General features: G+C 29.8%; 9 protein-coding genes. 8 read left to right on the top strand and 1 reads right to left on the bottom strand.

The window, feature by feature from the left end; all coding sequences use genetic code 11:
- Nucleotides 1–17 precede the first annotated feature (17 nt).
- The 6 genes from miaA (at nt 18) to J2Z76_RS05790 (ending at nt 17,611) form a co-directional block, all read left to right on the top strand.
- Nucleotides 18–950: a tRNA (adenosine(37)-N6)-dimethylallyltransferase MiaA gene (miaA, locus tag J2Z76_RS05815; RefSeq protein WP_209511080.1), complete on the top strand. Its 933-nt coding sequence runs from the start codon at nt 18–20 to the stop codon at nt 948–950.
- A 70-nt stretch (nt 951–1,020) separates the two neighbouring features.
- Complete coding sequence (locus J2Z76_RS05810) at nt 1,021–2,316, top strand: methionine gamma-lyase family protein (RefSeq protein WP_209511079.1); 1,296 nt, start codon at nt 1,021–1,023, stop codon at nt 2,314–2,316.
- Nucleotides 2,317–2,472: 156 nt separating this feature from the next.
- Nucleotides 2,473–4,929 (top strand): LuxR C-terminal-related transcriptional regulator, encoded by a 2,457-nt coding sequence (locus J2Z76_RS05805; RefSeq protein WP_209511078.1) that lies wholly within the window; start codon nt 2,473–2,475, stop codon nt 4,927–4,929.
- Between the two features lie 80 nt (nt 4,930–5,009).
- A complete protein-coding gene (locus tag J2Z76_RS17060) occupies nt 5,010–5,258 on the top strand; it encodes a DUF2442 domain-containing protein (protein WP_209511077.1) in 249 nt (82 codons plus the stop codon).
- A gap of 30 nt (nt 5,259–5,288) precedes the next feature.
- Nucleotides 5,289–11,312, top strand: coding sequence for a DUF5011 domain-containing protein (locus J2Z76_RS05795; RefSeq protein WP_209511076.1), 6,024 nt, complete (start codon nt 5,289–5,291; stop codon nt 11,310–11,312).
- 68 nt (nt 11,313–11,380) lie between these two features.
- The gene (locus J2Z76_RS05790; protein ID WP_209511075.1) at nt 11,381–17,611 is read left to right on the top strand and encodes an S-layer homology domain-containing protein; all 6,231 of its coding nucleotides are present in this window, start codon (nt 11,381–11,383) and stop codon (nt 17,609–17,611) included.
- An 89-nt stretch (nt 17,612–17,700) separates the two neighbouring features.
- Here J2Z76_RS05790 and lexA read toward each other — a convergent pair whose 3' ends face one another.
- Nucleotides 17,701–18,324: a transcriptional repressor LexA gene (gene lexA / locus J2Z76_RS05785; RefSeq protein WP_209511074.1), complete on the bottom strand. Its 624-nt coding sequence runs from the start codon at nt 18,322–18,324 to the stop codon at nt 17,701–17,703.
- 141 nt (nt 18,325–18,465) lie between these two features.
- Between lexA and yneA the strand changes: the two genes are divergently transcribed.
- Complete coding sequence (yneA, locus tag J2Z76_RS05780) at nt 18,466–18,780, top strand: cell division suppressor protein YneA (RefSeq protein ID WP_209511073.1); 315 nt, start codon at nt 18,466–18,468, stop codon at nt 18,778–18,780.
- Nucleotides 18,781–19,171: 391 nt separating this feature from the next.
- On the top strand, nt 19,172–21,070 hold the full coding sequence (locus J2Z76_RS05775; protein ID WP_209511072.1) for an endonuclease MutS2: 1,899 nt from the start codon (nt 19,172–19,174) through the stop codon (nt 21,068–21,070).
- Nucleotides 21,071–21,105 lie beyond the last annotated feature (35 nt).

Genomic DNA, 21,105 nt, shown 5'->3' with positions numbered 1-21,105 from the left:
TTATAAAGGAAATAAATATGAATAATAAAATTATAGTAATAGTAGGACCTACTGCTGTTGGTAAAACTTATGTTTCTGTTGAATTAGCTAAAAAATTTAATACTGAAATACTATCTGCTGATTCTATGCAAATTTATAAAGAAATGGATATAGGTACAGCTAAAGTTACTGAAGATGAAAAGCAGGGTGTAAAACATCATATGATTGATATTATTAATCCTGACGAGACTTTTTCAGTGTCTGATTTTAAATCTATGTCTGAAAATATAATTGATAACATTCTTTTGGAAAATAAAATACCAATAATAGTAGGGGGAAGCGGTTTATATGTAAATTCATTAATTTATGACCTTGATTTTGGAAATGCAAAATCAGATGCTAAAATACGCGATTACTATAATTCCTTGTACAATGAGCATGGAGAAGATTATTTATATGAAATGCTTAAAAAGGTAGACCCTGAATCAGCAGAAAAAATACACAAAAACAATGTAAAAAGAGTAATGCGGGCATTGGAAGTATATAAAATAACAGGTGAAAAATTTTCCGAACTCAATACTGACATAAGAAAACACAGTAAAAAATATGATTGTATTTTAGTTGGCTTAAACATGGATAGAAAGATTTTATATGATAGAATAAATAGAAGAGTAGAAAAAATGATATCTGACGGACTAGTTGATGAAGTTAGAACACTAATGAATAAAGGATACGATAAAAACTTAGTTTCAATGCAAGGAATAGGATATAAAGAAATTATTGAATATATAGACGGGAAAATAAATTTAGAAGATGCTGTAAATATCCTAAAAAGAAACACCAGAAGATTTGCAAAGAGACAATTTACTTGGTTTTTAAAGGATTCTAACGTTAAGTGGTTTGAAATTTCAACTCCAAAAGAAATTGACTTAGTAATTGAAGATATTTACAATTTCATTTTAAACAAATAAAATAACTTCATCAATTTTGCCATTAAAATCAATACGTCTTTTTGATAAAGAAAATACAGAGGAGAAATAAATGCTGACAGAAAATATATTATGTAAACAATTTGGGATAGATAAGTCCGTTTTCGACTATGTAACAAGCATAGAATCAGAAATAAAGAATAAATACTTCGATAAAATAGAACAAACTAGAGAATACAATCAATATAAAGTAATAGCTGCAATGCAGGAACACAAACTTGACTATACTAATTTTTATTGGAATACGGGTTATGGATATGATGATATTGGAAGGGAAAAAGTTGAAAAAATATTTGCTTCAGTATTTAATACTGAAGATGCACTTGTAAGACCATCTATTGCATCAGGTACACATGCATTGTATTTAACCTTATCATCTATTTTAAAGTATGGTGATGAAGTCATTGCAATTTCGGGTAAACCATATGACACACTCTTAACAGTTTTGGGGGAAGAGGGTAATGAACCATGTAATTTAAAAGAAGCTGGAGTTATATATAAAGAAATTCCTCTTTATAACAATGACATAGACTGGGAAAATGCTATAAAAGCAGTGACAATGAAAACAAAGTTATTGATGATTCAGCGTTCTACCGGTTACAGTTTCCGTCCAGCATTAACTATGTCTAAAATAAAAACTGCAATAGAAAGAATACGCAAAACATATCCGAATATATATATAATGGTAGATAATTGCTATGGAGAATTCATTGATACAATTGAGCCATCAGATATTGGAGCAGATGTAATTGTGGGGTCCTTGATTAAAAACCCAGGTGGTGGAATCTCTCTTTCAGGTGGATATGTTGCTGGTAAAAAAGCTATTATTGATCGAGTAGCAAACCGTCTGACAGCTCCTGGCGTAGGAAAAGAAATCGGTCTAACCTTTGGAACTACAAGGAATACAATGCAAGGATTATTTTTTGCTCCTCACATAGTAAGCGAAGCCTTAAAGGGAGCGCTTCTATTTGGAGGAGTATATAAATCACTAGGTTTTGAAGTAACACCTGAGTTAGAAGACGATAGAAGTGACATTGTTCAAGCTATAAAGTTTAACAACAAAGATATGGTTGTTAAAATATGTGAGGCAATACAAAGTGCTTCACCAGTAGATGCTCATGTTTCTCCAGTTCCATGGGATATGCCAGGATATACAAATGAAGTAATAATGGCTTCAGGAGCATTCGTTTCTGGTTCATCTATAGAATTAAGTGCTGATGCACCTATGAGAGAACCATATATAGCATACATACAAGGTGGTTTATTCTATGATCACGCTAAATTAGGTGTTATGTTATCTCTACAAAAGCTTTTAGAATTTGATGACATTGAAAATAAAATAAAATAAATTTAATTAATTTATACCCATCTGAAAAGATGGGTATTTTTATTCGTTTAAATTAAAAATATCATAATACTAATTATAGTTAATTTAAAGCCGTTCTAAATAAAAATTATTGTATTTTTTAACAATTATGCTATTATTAATATGGGAGGGAATATTATGTATAAATATCATAAAATACTTAATAGATATAATGTTAATAATGAGTTGAAAGAAATTATGAATTATCCCCTTACAATAGCAACTGCACCTATGGGTTATGGAAAGTCAACAGCTGTTAGAGAATTTTTATCACTAAATAAAATTGAACATATTTGGATACCGCTTAATGAATCTGCAAAAAATACAGGATACTTCTGGTCTTTATTAATAAATAGGATATCAGAAGTTAATAAAAAGCTTGGAAACATTTTAGATGGACTTGGATTTCCTCAAGATAGCATGCAAAAAACTAGAATAATGGATACGTTAATTTCATATTCTCCTGACAAAGATTTTATATTAGTGCTGGATGATTATCAATTCTCGGAAAACGATAACTTGAACGGTTTGTTAGAAATGTTAGCAAAACAATCTATACCAAATTTACATTTAGTAATTATAAGCCGGTACTTACTTAAAATAGATTTGACTGAACTTATTGTAAAGAATCTCGTATATAAAATTGATCAAAATACATTTAGATTTAATGATAAAGATGTACAACAATATTTTTCAAACATGTCTATATCAATTAATAAAGAAAAAATTAACCAAATTCAAAATATAGCTGATGGCTGGGTTGCAGCGCTTTATCTTATTTATAGAGGTTTATATGATGGAATACCTTTAGAAAATATTACTGCAATTCAAGATTTGCTTAAAAATGCATTATATGAACATTATAATAGTGAAACAAAAAAAGCTCTATGTGCGTTGTCTGTAATTAATAACTTTACAATAGAGCTAGCAGTCTATTCTACAGGTATAGAATCAATTAGAGATATCATTGATGATCTGTGCAGGGAGAATGCCTTTATACAACTTGATTTAAGAACAAATACATATACAATCCATAATGTATTTCGCAGTTTTTTAAAAAATGAAGCTAATAAAGTAGGAATTGACATTAAAGAAATATGTCGCAATGCAGGTAATTGGTATTTACAAAAGCATGATATTGATCAAGCTTTTTATTATCTTTTTTTAGGAGAAGATTATATTTCAATGCTTAAAGAACTTGAAAGACCATCTTTGTACATTAAAGCAAATGACAGACCTATGATGTTTTATTATTTTAATTCAATACCTAAAACTGATAAGGATAATCACCCAATTGCTTACTTAAAATTTATTCTAATGTTTATTATAACTGGTGATAAAAAACTTGGTATTGAACTATTAAAGCAGTTTGAAAATGAAATGCCATATAAAAACTATAAGGAGCAGGAAGAATTAGAAATAAGAGCTGCAATCCATTTAATTAAAGTTTTTCTTTCATTTAACAATTTAGAACTGATGCTTCAACATACTGATTCAGTTCTTAATTTACTTAAAGGCAATGCTTCAATAATCTCCAGTCATCAAGGTCCGTTTTCTTTTGGTAGTCCTCATTTAACATATATTTATTATAAAGAATCAGGATCTTTCAAAAAAATAGCAGAAATGCCATTAGAAAAATATGCAAAGGCATCAGGAGGAGCAGGTTTAGGTTCTGAAGCTCTATGTTCTGCTGAATATGCTTTAGAGACAGGCGATTTTAATCAAGTTGAAGTAAATGCACTTAGAACAATTTATCAAGCGCGACCTAAAAATCAAACATCTATGGTTGTATGTGCTACATTTACTATTGCTAGACTTTATTTATATCAAAATAAATATCAAGAAGCACTTCAAATGCTTAATGATTTAAATGATGAAGTATCATCAAATATTGAATCCATACTTCTAAATACATACGATTTATGTTTGGGTTATATATATGCATGTACCGGTGATTATGAGAAAATTCCAAGTTGGATTAAAAAAGGTGATATGTCAATGAATTCTCTTTTGATGCAAGGCGCAGTATTTTCTTACGTTGTGTATGGCAAAGCTCTTATATTGTCCAAAAAATGGTCAAAATCTGAAGCTTTGTGTGAAACCTTCAACTCTTATTTTAGTATATTTAACAATCAGCTTGGTTTCTTACATAATTATATACATTTATCCATTGCAGTTTTTAAAAGAGGTAACATTGAAAAATCAATAATATGGTTAAAGAAAGCTCTTTTTATTGGTCAAGCAGATAATATAGTAATGCCATTTGCAGAAAATGGCTGTAACTTATTGCCAATACTTAAATATTTTAATAAGTGTGATGAAATAGATATGGAGTATATTTCTAAACTCACTTTGTTATGCACTAATTATTCTGACATTATTTCAAAGCCATCATTTCATAACAATTTATTAACTTCAAGAGAGACTGAAATTTTAAAGTTAATAGCAAAAGGTATGAGCCGAAGTGAAATTTCTAAAAAGTTGTTTATATCTACAGCAACAGTAAGAACTCACATACAAAACATATACATAAAACTTGAAGTAAATAAAAAAAGTGATGCACTAAGTAAAGCTTCTCAGTTTAATATAATATAGTTATATAAATACGTCTTTTTGATGGATACTAAATAAAAAATATTCCCTTATAATGTAAAATATAGGGGAATATTTTTTATGTGGAGGTGATTTTTATACTTTATTTTAACAGCGTAACACCAAATAATGATTACACTTTAAGTATAGTTTTTGATAATTATTATGAAATAAGATTCCCCATGATACATCTATTAAAACAGTTTCGTTTCAGCCCACTTCGTGACTTAAATGTATGGAAGCGTGTGGAATTATTTCCCACTCACCTAGAATGGAACATGGGAACTTTTCAGGTGAACCTTAACATTGAAGAAATAGTTCGCAATTTTTGAAGATTTCAAATAAAAGAAAGGAGGGAAAAAATGTTTAAAAAAACAATTGCAATATGTCTTGCAATAATGATGGTCCTATTAATGATTCCTCTTAATAATGCATATGCCAGTGTAGGAGTAACAAATATGATATGTCCAAAATTGAACGACGGATATCAATATAAAGATATATTATATGATTTTAACAATACTAATACTCCTATTCCTGAAAAAACTAAAGGACCTCTTTATGATGACATTTATTTTACGGATATTTCAACTTGGACGAGAAAAAGTGATGGCACATATAATTTCATAAGTCCAGGCGAAAGAGGTACTGGTTCTTTTGCATTTTGCTTAAACTTGGAAGAATCCAAAATGATTGGAGCAGCAATAAAGGGTCAGCTATCTGCAGAAAGCACTGTGACATTTAGAAATTATGACTATGATGGAGATATAGGCAAGGCTTTTATAACTCCATATAGCAGCAATGGTAGCTGGCTAAATGATAATTTCAGCGCACCCCTTGACTCTAACAATAATTGGAACAGCATGACGGCTACAGCAAATATAAGAAAGGATGCAAAATATGTATTATTCGGAGGTTATGGCGAAAGATTTGGTGGAGTATTAAATAAAGGTTTAAATTTTGATGTACGTTCCTTGTATGCAAAAATAACTGATAAAACTGCCCCATATGTAATTAGTATAGCATCCCAAAATGAATACATCCAGCAAAATGCAGACAAAAATGAACCATTGCTTTATGTTACAATGAGTGAAAATTGTACATTTGGAACTGGAAACAGAGTTTCTTTGGTTAGAGCAATTGATGGATTTTATCCAGAAAGTATTGAAAGATCAGCAAACTTAATTTATGTAGGAGAAAATAATATAGATTATACCAATGGAAATGTAACATACAAATTTAGAATTGATCTATCTCAAGTTAAAGGTCATCATTGGGATAAAGTTAAGTTATCTAATTTAAATGCAATAGATACATTTGGCAATCAAATTTCTCAATCAATTACAGAAGTAGCACAAATAAATAAAATTATCGACTTAAGAGCTCCCTATACTTCTCATCCATCTTCCAATGCAACAAGATTTGGAGATCAATATGGTCTATCAAGCGTTAGTTATAATTTAACACATGAAGGTATTTCAAATACATTTTCAGTTTGGAATTTAGACGATTTGGAAAATCAAAAAATTTCAACAGCAAAAAAAGAACAACTATTTGAAATAGCAGAACCAGAAAAGACTGGACTTTACAATTTATATGCTGAAAGCTTAGATTTAGCTAAAAACAAAACTGCTTTTTATCGGTATAAGATGTTCTTTATATCAAATAATGACCCTGTTAAACTATCTTTGCAAAACAGCGGAGCAAAGTTTGATATTTTGCCTACAAATGTTGTAGATGGTGCACAGCTACATGCTCTTACAACGATGACATTAAAAACAGATGAATCAATAGTTCCTGCAAACCGGCTTAATGGTGCTAAAATATATTACAAATGGGTAAACAGTAATTCTTCCATACCAACAGGAGATGTTAAAACATGGCAAAGTGTTTTGTTCAAGCCAAGCAGCAATGAAACTGAAAAATTAAAAATACCTGTTAGTTATTATTCTGATGGTTTTACAGAATATTTGAAACCTCAATTTAAAAATGGATATTTGTATGTTATTCCAAGCATAGGTGATGATATTTCTATATACCCAGTATTTAGAACTGGTATCTTTGTATCAAAAAGCAGTGACCAAAATGATATAGAAAAAGATGAAGGAACACTACTAAATTTGATTAAAAGCAGCCCAGTTGATGGAGAATTTATAAATAGAGGTTGTGAATGTTCAAATCAAAATTCAAATGAAACAGTTGAATCCCACTACGGGACTATAAGCAATCACATAAAAGACATAGGATTTAATGTAACTGTAAATCAAGCTAATTTTGATAAAATAGAATATTTTATCAGCCCTACTGGTTCAAACACTATACTTGAAAGTCTATACTCTATTACAAAAATTAATGATAACCAATATGATATTCCTATATCAGCAATTAAAAATACAACTGGTAATTACACTGTCACTGTATCACTGTATTCTAAATCTGGAGATGTAACAGTTAAGAAAATTAATGTAAAAATAGAAAGTCCCCTTATAGGAATAAGCAACATTTTATATAATCAATCAACTCAAAATCTTGACTTTACTGTTACCTACAATAAAAATTCAGCAGAACTAAAAGATGTACTTCTTGAGTTATCTAATAAAAATATAGTAGAATTTCAAGAAAATATACTAGCTGAAAATGGAAGTATTTATGCAGTTTCAGAAATGAGCGTGTTAAACAAGGATTTATGGGATAGCAATTTTGGTGATAAAGTCTTCATACGAACGGAATTTGAAGCTACAAGTGATCCAAGATTATTAAAAGCTGATTTTAGGGCATCCTTGACTAATATGGAAAGAGCTGGAGACTCGTTTGTTGCTCATTCGGGAGAGAAAAGAATACACATGAAATATGTTACTAGAAATAATGTTGAAGTATTTAATAACAATATAGCCGTTATAAAAAAATCAAATATACCTCCTAGTGTAACCCTTTCTAATGGAACAGTTAATACATATAAAACTGTTACACAATACAACAGTGATGGTATATCTGTTCATATTGAAGAACCAATAGTATCTCTTAAAAAAGTTAAATATGGCTGGATGGAAAGCCTTAACACATCCTTAATTACAACTAAAGGTGCAATTAGCGGTACAAATGTCGATATTACTTCAAATGAAATTGATTTTTCCGCTTCAATGAATAAAGATTTAGTTACAGGAAATGATTTATTAAAAACATATTACCTTGCAGTTTATGCAATAAATTCAAATGGTAAGTATGCAGAAAAATTCTTCGGGCCATATAATGTATTAAATGAAGAAATAAATGAAAAAAGATTTTGTATTACGGCAACTGACAAGGTTTATAACAATAAAAGCCTATTTGTAGCTATTGACGATAAGTTATATAACATTGAAGAATTAACTAAGGCTGACAAGATGAAAGTTTCATGGAAAGAACAATCGAATGCAGAGAATACTGTTGTTAAGGAATATGATATTAGTTTCATTAATGAAAATGGTGAAAACACCAATGTTGAAGCGTTAAATATTCCATATCCTGAGTTAATTGATACAAATGGGGTAAGTGGAATTTATGAACTAGAAAAAATTGAAATATACAATTCCTCAAATAATACAATAGTATTTAAGTCAATTGTACCTTTTAATATAGTTCAAACTCTTTTGAAGTATTCTGTAGAAATCAATAAAATTACAGATAAAACCGGAACAAAAGTTGTTATAAATCAAAACAATATTGATATATCTTACAGGTGGACAGAAAATATTATTGACTTGCCAGAAAATTGGTCTACAGCAAATATTGGCACTACTGGTACAGATATATTTTCAAACCAAAAGAAAAGCATATTTAATCACAACATATATCTTCTCGTAAAAGCATGGGATAATATATACAGATCAGAAAAAATAAATTTAACCAGTGTTGATACTCTTGAAGTTGTAAATGATACTGTAGTAAATATTGGTGAAACAAATGACGGTTATTACGGTCTTGAAAATGGAATTAAGAGTTATGTTCCAATTAAAATTACTACAAAACCAGAAGATATAAATAAAATAGCAACTGTAGAAGTTTATGATATGTTTAACACCACAACTTCTTCAACTGCGATAAAGTTAGATAAAATGTTTAAATTATCAGACCATGAAATAGCAGGATTGATACCAAGCCTTGTTACAAGTTCTGGAGCAATTAAATGCACTGTTAATGTAAATGGTGCAGATTCGGGTATGATAACTTCTTACTTCAAAGGCAACACAATTTCTGATATGAACTATTCAAGAACCAACAGAATAATTACATTAAATAACATTGATGACTATTCTAAATATACTTTATATAAAGAAAATGGAAAACCACACATTTTTGATAATTCAGGTAAAACGGAAATTTATGACAATGGAGATTATTTGTTGGTATATAATTACAACAACAATTTCTTTGCTGATAAAATCACCGTTAATGATATAGAGTATGTCGCAGAAGATATAAATACATCATTTAATCCTATTAAGCCAACAGTTGGTAAAGTAGCAAGTCCTTTAAAAACTACAATAACAATGCCTCCTGGAGCAGTAATAAACGATAAATATCATGTTATTGATTCTGTAGTTCAAGATGCAAATAATAATGTATCTGCATCAGCAACAATTAATATGAACGGAACATATGTATTTAATGTAACATTTGCAAATGACCAAAGTATTGATTATATATTAAAAATTGATTTTATTGATGAAGTTTATACACCAACTATTGCAACTTCTACCTCATCAACAGCAATAACATATAACAAAGAAGGACCTTCTCTCACAAAAGATGATGTTGATGCAAATTTAAATACAATGTTGATTGTATTAAACAATAATAATTCAAATAATTATTTATTTAATAAAAATGGCAAATACAGTTTTATTGCTAAGGATGCTTTTGGAAATATAAATGAATATGTATCATCAGTCGATTGGATTAACAAGAAATGTCCTGAACCAACCATTGCAAAATATGTGTGGTATGACTTTAATGATGATGGAATAATTGATACGGACATGGGAGAAAAAGGCATTAAAATTCCAGAAGGTTATCAAACTAAACAAAATATTATAGTTGAAATAACATTCCATCATGATAATTTAATGTCAAGACCTGTTAAGTTGAGTGGCTCTTTAAACTTTAAGGCTGAAGATATTTTAGAATCAAACACGAGTTATGCATACAAATATGTTATGGCTTATAAACCTGAAATTTCAGAGGGACTAGAACCAATTTCGATTCAAAATTTAACATTTACAGATACTTTGGGAAATGTTATGAATTACAGCCTAATAATTGATGAAATTAATAAAACTGAATTGTTAACTCAACTAAATTACAGCACCACAAATTATACAAATAGAGATGTTATAGTTTCTATGTTGTCGAACAGGGCAATTAAGAGATTTGAAAAAGTTGATGTTATTGATGTAAATGGAACAATATCAGAAATAGAAAGAGATGCATCGCCAACTTATGTGTTTAAATCAAATGGTTACAAGGATTTTAGCTACAGTCAAATAAATGTTGTAGATGGTGAAGGCGAAGAAGGAACTTTAAAAGCAAATGTTACTTGGATAGATAAAAATGTTCCTAAAGTAACTGTTGAATATTCTAATATTGTTACAAACAAACCCGTTGAAATTAATTTTACTATTGTTAATGGAGTAGATGAAAGTGCAAAACTTAGATATGGAACTGCTCAAATTAATTTGACAGCTTCAGGAAAAGATTTAGTTGGCTCTTTGATAGTAAATGCTAACGGCAAATACAATATAGAAGTAAGCAACAAGTATGGCAATACAGGTACTATTATAGTTCCAATTACTAATATTGATACAATATTTCCGGAAATTAATATTACAGGCAAAGAAGATGTATATATTAAATTGGGAGACGTTTATTATGACAAAGGGGCAACAGCATATGACAATAGAGATTTTGACATTACTAATGGTATATCAACCGTTAACAATGTAAATACATCGGTAGCAACAAATACTAATTTTTATAATGTAACCTACACGGTGACTGACAGTGCAGGAAATACAAGCATAAAAACTAGAAGAGTTCATGTTCTAGACATAGATTCAGCTGTAGCAATTGTAGAAAACAATGTAATTGACTTAACAAGTCTTGTTACAACTAATGTGGAATTGTCAGTTTCTGGCATTACACATATTGAATTTGTTGGAATCGAAGGCAGTTATACCGCAAAGTTTAAAAAAGGCGAAAGTGACAGTTATGACAATGCATATTTCAAAAGAAATGGAAATTTTTTGTCAAAGGCCGGAACATTTACAGCAGAACAAGGCATATACACATTGTTTGTGCAAGATCAAGAAAGAAACACACGCATAATTAAACTAAATTTCATGAAATAACATTGTGCAGTTGCGGCACAGATTGTTGTGCCGCAACTGTTTACTATACAAGAAAGGAGAGTGGAAATATGAACAAGTTATTTAAAAAAATAATTTCTTTTATGTTGTGCATCTCTATGGTTATCTCTTTAGGAGCACCGTCAATTACTTATGCCCAAACTCTAAATGAAAACTGGGCAGAGCCTGTTGTTCAAATTAATAATAATGTTATAAGAGTAACTGCGGATAAACAAACAGGTCGCTTTATTGCTGAAACTTTAAGCGGTGTACCAAATAAAAATTCCGATGACAATAAAGATTTATTGTATGGCAATAGGTTTCTAGGACCTGAAACTTCTTACACATCAGTTAGAATAGATGGAGAAAATTATATATTCGGTAATTCTTACGGATTTCTTGGATTGGAAGGCCATTATACGACTGCTCCATATATAGACTATGAAACTAATAGCATAGTAAGTGAATGGGCAATTAACGATATCGTAGTTAAACAAAATCTAACTTTAATGAACAACCCCAAGCTTCCAAGCATTGGAAATGTATATGTATCTTATGAAATTATCAACAAAGGATCTGTTCCAAAAAATGTTGGCATAAGAATGCTTCTTGATACAAAAATTGGATTAGTAGATTCTCCTGCTCTTACTATACCTGGGCATGGATTTATTTACAAAGAATCAGAGTTTACAGGTGATGAAATACCAACTGTATGGTATGCATATGATAAATATGTTACACCTCAAATAATTGCTATGGGTATGGTGTCTGGAGAAGGTCTTTCAAAACCTGATAAGCTTCAATTTGCAGCATGGGGTGATGTTTCTCAAACAAAATACAACTATAGTATAAACCCTGACAAAGCAATAATACAAGTTACTGTAAATGGGGTATTATACGACGGTCCTAATGGAACATATCCTGATAATTCAACAGTTGACTATGCCGCAAAAGACAGTTGTGCAGTTATGTACTGGGAACCTACTGAACTTATAAGTGGAGAAACTAAAACTATAGATACAGCCTATGGCATTGGTGATGCTTCAGCTAGCGATGACATGCCAAGTTATAGAATCAGCCTTCAAGGAACTGATAAATTAAACATGAAACAAGATAAATCAGGTTACACAACAGATTTTGTAAATGCAGAATTTAATATTGACAATAATTTTGATACTTCAACAAACTTAGTAAATGCTCAAGTAGAACTAGAACTACCTGATGATTTAGAACTTGTTGAAGGAGATAAAAAGACAGTTATTAGCATTTTAGCAAAAGGTAAATATTATCGAAGTATTTGGAAAATAAAGCCTAAAGTCCAAGAAAATTATACCGTATCAGCTTATTCAATATTATTTAGAGCTGAAGGAAAAGTTACACAAAGAATTACTAAAATACTTATTATGGAAGGTTCAACTGGCACATTGCCTGAGATGACTTTTCTTGATTATGCACCAAAAACACCTTTATATATTCATGATCAGTTGAGAACTGTATCAATTAACGGCAGCGGCTTTAATGTTTTTGGTAACGCTATCGGTCAAGTAATGGAAGCAAAACTCATTAAAGGAAGTCAAACATATACAATTGATTCAAGCTCTTTCATAAAAAGTTCAGATACTGTATTCAGTGTTACACTTCCTGATGGCATTCCACTTGGAAACTATGATTTAATGGTTTCAGTGGCAGAAGCAACAGGTAATAAAAATGATACGAAAACTTTTAAAAATGCTGTAAATATATCTGATAACATAGAATATTCTCATAATCTTGTAAAGACAGTTGAATTCCCAATTATTATGAAAGAAGATGGAAATAATACTCCTGAAGAAACAATAACAATCCATGGTTTATTTATTGATAATAAAAATGGAACATATACCTCTTTAGGTGCAACTAGCAAAGACCCAGTAATAATAAACAGAACACTTTGTTATTCTGGCGGTACATTATCCATAAATACAAATCCTTTAGAAGCTTCGTTAATTTCTAATAACGGGATGCTTTGGTGTGAAATAATTGATCAAAACAAAAGATCAGTTACGCAAACTATAATTGCAAAGTCAGGATTTAAGTTTGAAGCTTCTGGAACAATGGGAGATGAGGATACTAAAGTAAGAATGGTATATGATTTAGAAAGTTCTGGCACAAACTCAACAACTGATGTATCATACAAAAATATGCCAATAACAATTCACAAAGTAATAATTACTCAAACCGGTATCGATATCAATGGTTCCATGGGTATACTAAACCCTCTTACATACATGACAAATTCTGTGCCTCCAAATGAAGATGTAGATAAACTAATAGGTGAACTAGGAGGATTTGGCTATTTCCAAGCTGAAATGGGAAATGTATCATTGGATCAAGATGGTATGAACATTGACGGCAGATTTGCATTTGTAATGCCCTTTGCTTTATCTTTAATTTCAGGTACAGATGCTGTGCTAGAAATTAAGACAAAAGAGGAACATATTGTCGTTGAAATTGGTGTTAGTATAGGTAATATGCTGCCAGTATCAGCTGGTTCGGTAGCTCGTGTAGGATTTAGACGCGGCAGAATAGATGAATTATATATAAGCGAATCTTTCCCTGAAGCTATTCCACTTGCACCACCTATTCCATTTGGTTTAGCTGGGGTTTCTGGCGGATTAAATAATTTATCATTTAAAGGAGCATTTCCAGCTACTATTGTATTAGGATTATCTCTTTCAGATACTACCGGACTTGATTTTCAAAGTTATAACTTGCTGTCAGTAGAAGGAGAAGCTGAAGTATCTGCTTTTCATTATCAAAGCAATGCATCAGCATCTGTTTATATGATGGATTTAGCCGAAGTTAATCAAAGATACGTTTGGTGGACAATGGACCCCAATATAGAAAAAAGAGGAATCAAAATTGATGGTACTATTTTATACTATGTGTTCCAAGGAAAAATTTATGTTTCTTATTTTGAAGGTGAAGGTTTTCTTGGGAAAGGCAATTTAAATGTAATAGTTCCAGATATTGTACCTGTAATTGGAGGTTTAGTCGTTGCTGGTGTAGGAGTTGAAATTTCCGAATACAGCATAGCAGGTTCTGTTGAAGTATTGGATATAGATGTTGGAATAAGATATTATTTCTATACTGACAAAGTTGAGTTTCTTGAGCTTAAAGAGGAACTTGAAAAATCAAGCAATGGAATGGCTTTAGAATATTGTGATGGTTTTATTGCAGAATATGGGTACAATTTTATACCTATACAATCAACACAATATGCTGATGAAAACTCAAAGTACATTACTGAGTTAAATCTAACAAATAACAGCAATACTATGCTTGTAATGAGAATGGATGAAGTTCAATTTAATAATCTTAGTGAAGACAGCATTAAAATTATAAAGCCAGAATCAGGAGGGATACTAAACGTTAAATATATTGACAATAAAGAACTACTGAATTCTGATGGTACAATCAAAGAACAAACAGTTCAAGCAAATGAAATTATTGCTGTTAAACAAATTATTGATAAGTCAAGTGTAAATCTTCCAAATGAATACATGGTTTCAATACCTATGCCATCACCTGAAAATGGGCAATGGACTATTATAACTGATGGTTCCATGGAAGTATTACCTTACTCCTCAATGAAAAATCCAGAAATAAATAGTTTATCATCATCATACAATGAAGATGGTACAATAACTGCTAATTGGGTTTTAAATGGAGAACCTGATAAATTCAGATTGTATATTATAAATGAAGACAATGTTACCGATGAAGCATTAAACAATCCAGCAAAATTATGGGGAACAGGAAATTTGCTTTATGGTCAAAATACTTCAACAAAAGATTACACAAATCCTGAGACAGGTGGAATTATGCAGATAGAAGATAGCATAACTTATATAGCACCAACTAAAGATGGGGAAGAAGGAACATTTACTTCTGAAAAACTTAATCTTCCAACCGGAAACTATTATGTTTATGCTAAAGCAGATAAAGAAAATACCGTTTCAGCATACCGTACAAGCAAAATAGAAATAAACAATCCTGCAACTCCAGATTCACCTACTAGACTTGAAATAAAGGATTTGGGAAACAATTTAATCAGCATATCGTGGGATGCAGATTACAATATGAGCCAATATTTCATTTATAAAAAAAGCAGTGCTGATGAAAAATATGATATAGGATCACCGTATGCTGTATACAAAGTTGACAAATTAAAACAAAATTTAAATAGATTTGAAATAATAATAGAAGGAGATGAACTTGATACTGAAAATAATAAATCTAAAACCTACTATTTTGATGTAAGAGCAGTAGGAACTAAAATACCTGTTCTTTTATCATCATTAAATTATGTAAATTCATATTCAAATGAAACTATAGGTCAGCCATCTTCTGGTTCAGTAAACTTAGGAGTTCCAGAGGAAATTATTGTATATACTGAAATTAAATCTCAAAATGATAAAATTTTTAGACAGCCATATGTAGAAAAAGACAATGATGGAATCGAACAACTATATTACAGGTACATAACTAAATCTGAAAAAGCAACAATAAGTTTCGACTCTGAAAATCCAGTTAAATATAAAATTACACAAAACGGGGGAGAATTAACAAGCTCAGATACAGGATTTGTAACAAGCTTCAATGAAAACATAACATTGAAAGATGGAATAAATTATTTCATCATTACCTATGAAAACCAAAGGGGAGATACTATAGTAGAAGATTACATCGTTGAACTTGATAACAAATCTCCATCATTAATTATTACAAATCCTAAAGAAGGCGCAGTTTCAGAGAACGGTAAATTAACAGTGTCAGGTGTAACCGAACCATTTGCTTTAGTTTCAATAAACAATGTAAATTATAATTCTGATTTAGATGGTAATTTCACTGCTGAAATTGATTTTGGAACATCTTTCTTAGCTGTTTTAACAATTGAAGTTAGAGATATTGCAGGAAATTTAACAATAAAAGAAGTAAGTGTATTAAATGATTTAGCAAAAATTAATGATATTACTCTTGTTCCTGAATATAAAATAACAACTACAGGAATGAAACAAAATCTTTCAACTTACGTTTCAGAAAATGATATACTTGGTGAACAACTACCGAACACCTTAGTAAAATACAACATAACAAAAGGTAGTGACATAGCATCAGTAGACAGCAAAGGCGTTTTGACAAGCATATATACTGGGACTATAATTGTAAAAGCTGACTTTTATGTAATGGACAGCGTTTCATTAAGTGACAGCATGGTAATAGAAATATCAGGTGATGACAAACCTAACAGTTTAAAATATTATCCACCCGTTTATTCAAAAGAAATAATGACTTGGTTATCAGGCGGAAGCATGTCAACAATGGGTGGAATTATTAAAACAAGTGACGGAGTAATTCTTAATATTCCAAATGGAGCTTTGCCATATTATCAAGATAATATTGATATATATGGTTACAATGATATTCAAAGTTTCATTGAACAAATGAACTTGCCAATTGGGGTTTCTACAGCAAGTCAACCATATTATATTAGTTTGCTCACTGATTTTACAAAAGCAGCACAACTTACACTTCCTATTAATAATGTAAATAATAGTGGCCAAGCTTATATTTATTATTATGATGAAGAAATAGGAGCTTTAATTTACAAGGGAGGTAAAATGTCTTCTGATAAATCAGCGGTAACAGCAAATATAACAAAACCAGGAACATATATTGCATTGTATTATTCCAATCAAAATATATTTGCAGATATTGCATCTGATTACTGGGAATATGATTATATTTATGGGCTTAATTATCTAAATATAATTAATGGATACAATGCAAATGGTCAAATCACCTTTAAGCCAAATGCAAAAATTACAAGAGCTGAATTTATTAAACTATTAGTTTCAACTTATGATATAAGCTTAAGTGATTCTGACGGTATTGAACTAAAATTTGCAGACAACGACAAAATACCAGAGTGGGCAGTTCCATATATTAAAGCTGCCGTTATGAAAGGAATAGTCAATGGTAAAAATATTGACAACAAAAACTATTTTGCTTCTTCGGATAACATTACCAGAGAAGAAATGGCTGCAATGATTGGAAGGTCATTAAATTCAAATCAAAAGAGCGGCAGGGTATTTAACGATCAAGGTGATATAAGCAGTTGGTCTATGGAAGAAATTATGAAATTAATAGAACTTGGCATAATTTCTGGCTATGAAGACAATACATTTAAACCAAAAAACAATGCTACAAGGACAGAATCTGCAGTTATGATTTATAAATATCTAAAACAATTTAAATAAAAAAAGTAGCTGTAACATTCTAATTTTAAAGTTAGAAGTTACAGCAACTTTTTAATAGTATTATATAATATTGCTATATTTTTGTATTCTTAGTATTTTCTTACTACTGCTTTTACAACTCCTAATATATATGCTTCTTTTACTAAGATAGGATCCATGGACTTATTTTGAGGCTGTAATCTAATATGATCTTTTTCCTTATAAAAAGTCTTAACAGTTGCTTCATCTTCTATTAAAGCAACTACTATATCTCCATTTTCAGCACTATTTTGTGAATTTACTATTACGAAATCACCGCTTAATATTCCAGCATCAATCATACTTTCACCTTTAACCTTTAAAACATATGATTCCTTATTTCCAACAAAATCAATTGATATAGGGAGGGTGTCATCTATATTTTCAACTGCTAAAATTGGAGCACCAGCTGCTACCGTTCCAATTATGGGAACATTTACGATTTCTTTTCTAGGCATATTTGAGCAAATATCATCTGCATCTATTATTTCTATAGCTCTTCTTTTATTTGTTCCTTTTTTTATATAACCTTTTTCCTCTAAAGTATTCAAATGAGCATGCACAGAGGAAGTAGAGCTAAGTCCTACAGCTTGGCAAATTTCACGTATAGAAGGAGGATAACCTCTCAAAGATAATTCATTTTTTATATATTCAAGTATTTTAACTTGTTTATCGCTTAAATCTTTGTAATTCATCATTTCACCTCTCATGTTTTTTATATTTTAACATGTTTTTTTGAAAAAATCAAACATTTGTTTGAGAAAATCGAAATATGTATTGACATCGAACTATTGTTCTGTTAGAATGAAAGCAAATATATGTTCGAGGTGTGTGAAATGATAATATTAAATAGATACAAAGTAGTAGATATGAATAAATTTAAAAGATTTATTTTTATTTCTGTATTATTGATAAGTATAGTATTATTTACATTATTGTTTACAATAAAGGTTTATTCTAAAGATATACCACAATATAATTATATAACAGTAGAAGAAGGCGACACGATATGGTCTATTGCATCAAACTATTTAGATAAAAGCGATATGGAAATAAGGGAACTTGTTTATGTAATTTCTAATGAAAACAATATATATAATGCTTCCATATATCCTGGTGATGTAATTAAAATACCTATGAATCTAGAATAATAAAACATTTAAACAGCTAAATATTTTTGTTGACAATGACAATTGTAATGAATATAATGAAATAAGGTAGATTTTAATTATTAATTAGGAGATTTTGTATGTCAGAGAGTGTATCTAACCAATAGATTAAATTAATATGTAATAAGCAGTCAAGTGCTGACAATATGTCACGCTTATTTGATTATGCTTATTATCATTGTCTATGGAAGATACAATCACACAAAACTATTGTACATTATAATTATTTTATAATGTTTATGTTCTTAATTAAGAAAAATTAGAGAATATATAGCTGTGGAGATAATATCCGCAGCTTTTTTTGTGCTTATATTATATGAATCTACCTACTTTGTACTTTCATAGCTTATTTTTAAATAAGAAAGGAACTAAAATGAAGAATACAACATTGACAAAATTACAATATGAAGAATTAAAAAATATTATAAAGGATTTTTGTGTAAGCAGTCTTGGCAAAACAATGGTTGATAAGCTCATGCCTTCTTCAAATGTTAAAACTGTAAAAAATAGGCTTATTGAAACATCAGAAGGTAAAACATTGCTAGAAAGTAGCACTGTTCCATTGCAAGGTATAGTTAATATCGACAACATTATAATAAATGTAGAAAAAGATGTAATTCTAAGCCCAGAAGCATTAAGAAATGTTTCTGACTTTTTAAGAGGATGCAGAAAAATCAAGGTTTATATGAAGGATAAAGAATTTTATGCTCCAACACTAATGAGTTACAGTTATTCTATAAAAGAACTTGAAAATATTGAAGAAGAAATTAATAAATCAATTAATAATAATATTATTGATTCAAGTGCAACTAAAGAATTAAAAAGGATTAGAAGGCTAATTGAAAATACAGAAATTAAAATAGAAGATAAATTAGAAGGATTTTTGAAATCATCAGTTAATAAAATTTTAATTCAAGATTTTTTTATAACAAAGAGAAATGGTAGATTTACAATACCAATTAAATCATCCTACAAAAATCAAGTTGATGGTACTTTAATTGATTCTTCATCTACTGGTTCAACGGTTTTTATTGAACCAGCTATAGTAAGTAAATTTACATCGGAACTTATGAAGCTTAAGGAAGATGAATCAAATGAAGAATATCAGATTTTATCTTATTTAACAGGTTTAGTACGTGAATATATTAATGAAATAAAAACAAATGTAGAAGTAATCGGTTTATATGATATGATTTTTGCTAAAGCGAAATACAGTATATCAATAGGAGGTATTTCTCCAGATATAAATGATTATGGTTATATAAAAATAATAAATGGACGTCATCCTTTGTTAAAAGGAAAAGTTGTACCTTTAAACTTTTCAGTAGGTAAGGATTACAGAACACTTATTATTACAGGTCCTAATGCTGGAGGTAAAACAGTTGTATTAAAAGCTGTAGGACTATTGACATTAGCAGTTCAATCAGGTTTTCATATACCTTGTGAAAAAGGAAGTATTATTTCAGTATTTGAAAATATTTTTGCAGATATAGGAGATGATCAAAGCATTGAAAATGCATTAAGTACATTTTCTTCTCACATAAAAAACATTGCAGAAATTATTAATGAGACAAATAAATCTACCCTTTTACTTTTTGATGAAATCGGAAGCGGAACTGAACCTAACGAAGGTGCTGCATTAGCTATATCTATTTTAGAAGAAGTATATCACCGAGGTGCTATAACTATTGCTACTACACATTATGGCGAAATTAAAAATTTCTCATTAAACCATAATGATTTTGAGAATGCTGCTATGCTTTTTAACAGTGAAACTTTAGAGCCATTGTATAAATTATCAATTGGTCAATCAGGCAAAAGCAATGCATTATGGATTTCAAAAAAAATGGGAATTAATAAAGATGTTGTACAAAGAGCAGAAAATTATATTAAAAATAAAGATTATAATTATAACTTTGTAAGTAATAATAAAATAAGATCTGAACAATCAAATTCGGAAAATATTCCATTTGAAAATTATAATTATGAAATTGGAGATAAAGTTTATTTAACAGAATACAAAGAAAGTGGTTTAATTTATAAGCCAAAAAACAAGTTCAATAATGTTACTGTATTATATGATAATAAATTTATTGAAATAAATGTGAGGCAAATCAAGTTGGAATTTAAAGCTGCTGAACTGTATCCTGAAGGTTATGATTTAGATTCTTTATTCACAAGCTTTGCAGAAAGGAAGCTAGAAAAAGATATTATTCGAGGATCAAAAAAAGCTCTTAAAAAATTGCAGAAAATGAGAAAAGAAAGACAATAATTTAAAATCAGTAGATTTCATAAATTCATGGAATC

It is taken from the genome of Sedimentibacter acidaminivorans, assembly GCF_017873955.1.
GTDB classification, from domain to species: domain Bacteria; phylum Bacillota; class Clostridia; order Tissierellales; family Sedimentibacteraceae; genus Sedimentibacter; species Sedimentibacter acidaminivorans.
This window is presented reverse-complemented; position numbering and strand designations above follow the sequence as displayed.

Coding starts and splice junctions, on each gene's coding strand:
- miaA (WP_209511080.1), top strand. CDS start 18: ATGAATAATAAAATTATAGTAATAGTAGGACCTACTGCTGTTGGTAAA.
- J2Z76_RS05810 (WP_209511079.1), top strand. CDS start 1,021: ATGCTGACAGAAAATATATTATGTAAACAATTTGGGATAGATAAGTCC.
- J2Z76_RS05805 (WP_209511078.1), top strand. CDS start 2,473: ATGTATAAATATCATAAAATACTTAATAGATATAATGTTAATAATGAG.
- J2Z76_RS05795 (WP_209511076.1), top strand. CDS start 5,289: ATGTTTAAAAAAACAATTGCAATATGTCTTGCAATAATGATGGTCCTA.
- J2Z76_RS05790 (WP_209511075.1), top strand. CDS start 11,381: ATGAACAAGTTATTTAAAAAAATAATTTCTTTTATGTTGTGCATCTCT.
- lexA (WP_209511074.1), bottom strand. CDS start 18,324: ATGAATTACAAAGATTTAAGCGATAAACAAGTTAAAATACTTGAATAT.
- yneA (WP_209511073.1), top strand. CDS start 18,466: ATGATAATATTAAATAGATACAAAGTAGTAGATATGAATAAATTTAAA.
- J2Z76_RS05775 (WP_209511072.1), top strand. CDS start 19,172: ATGAAGAATACAACATTGACAAAATTACAATATGAAGAATTAAAAAAT.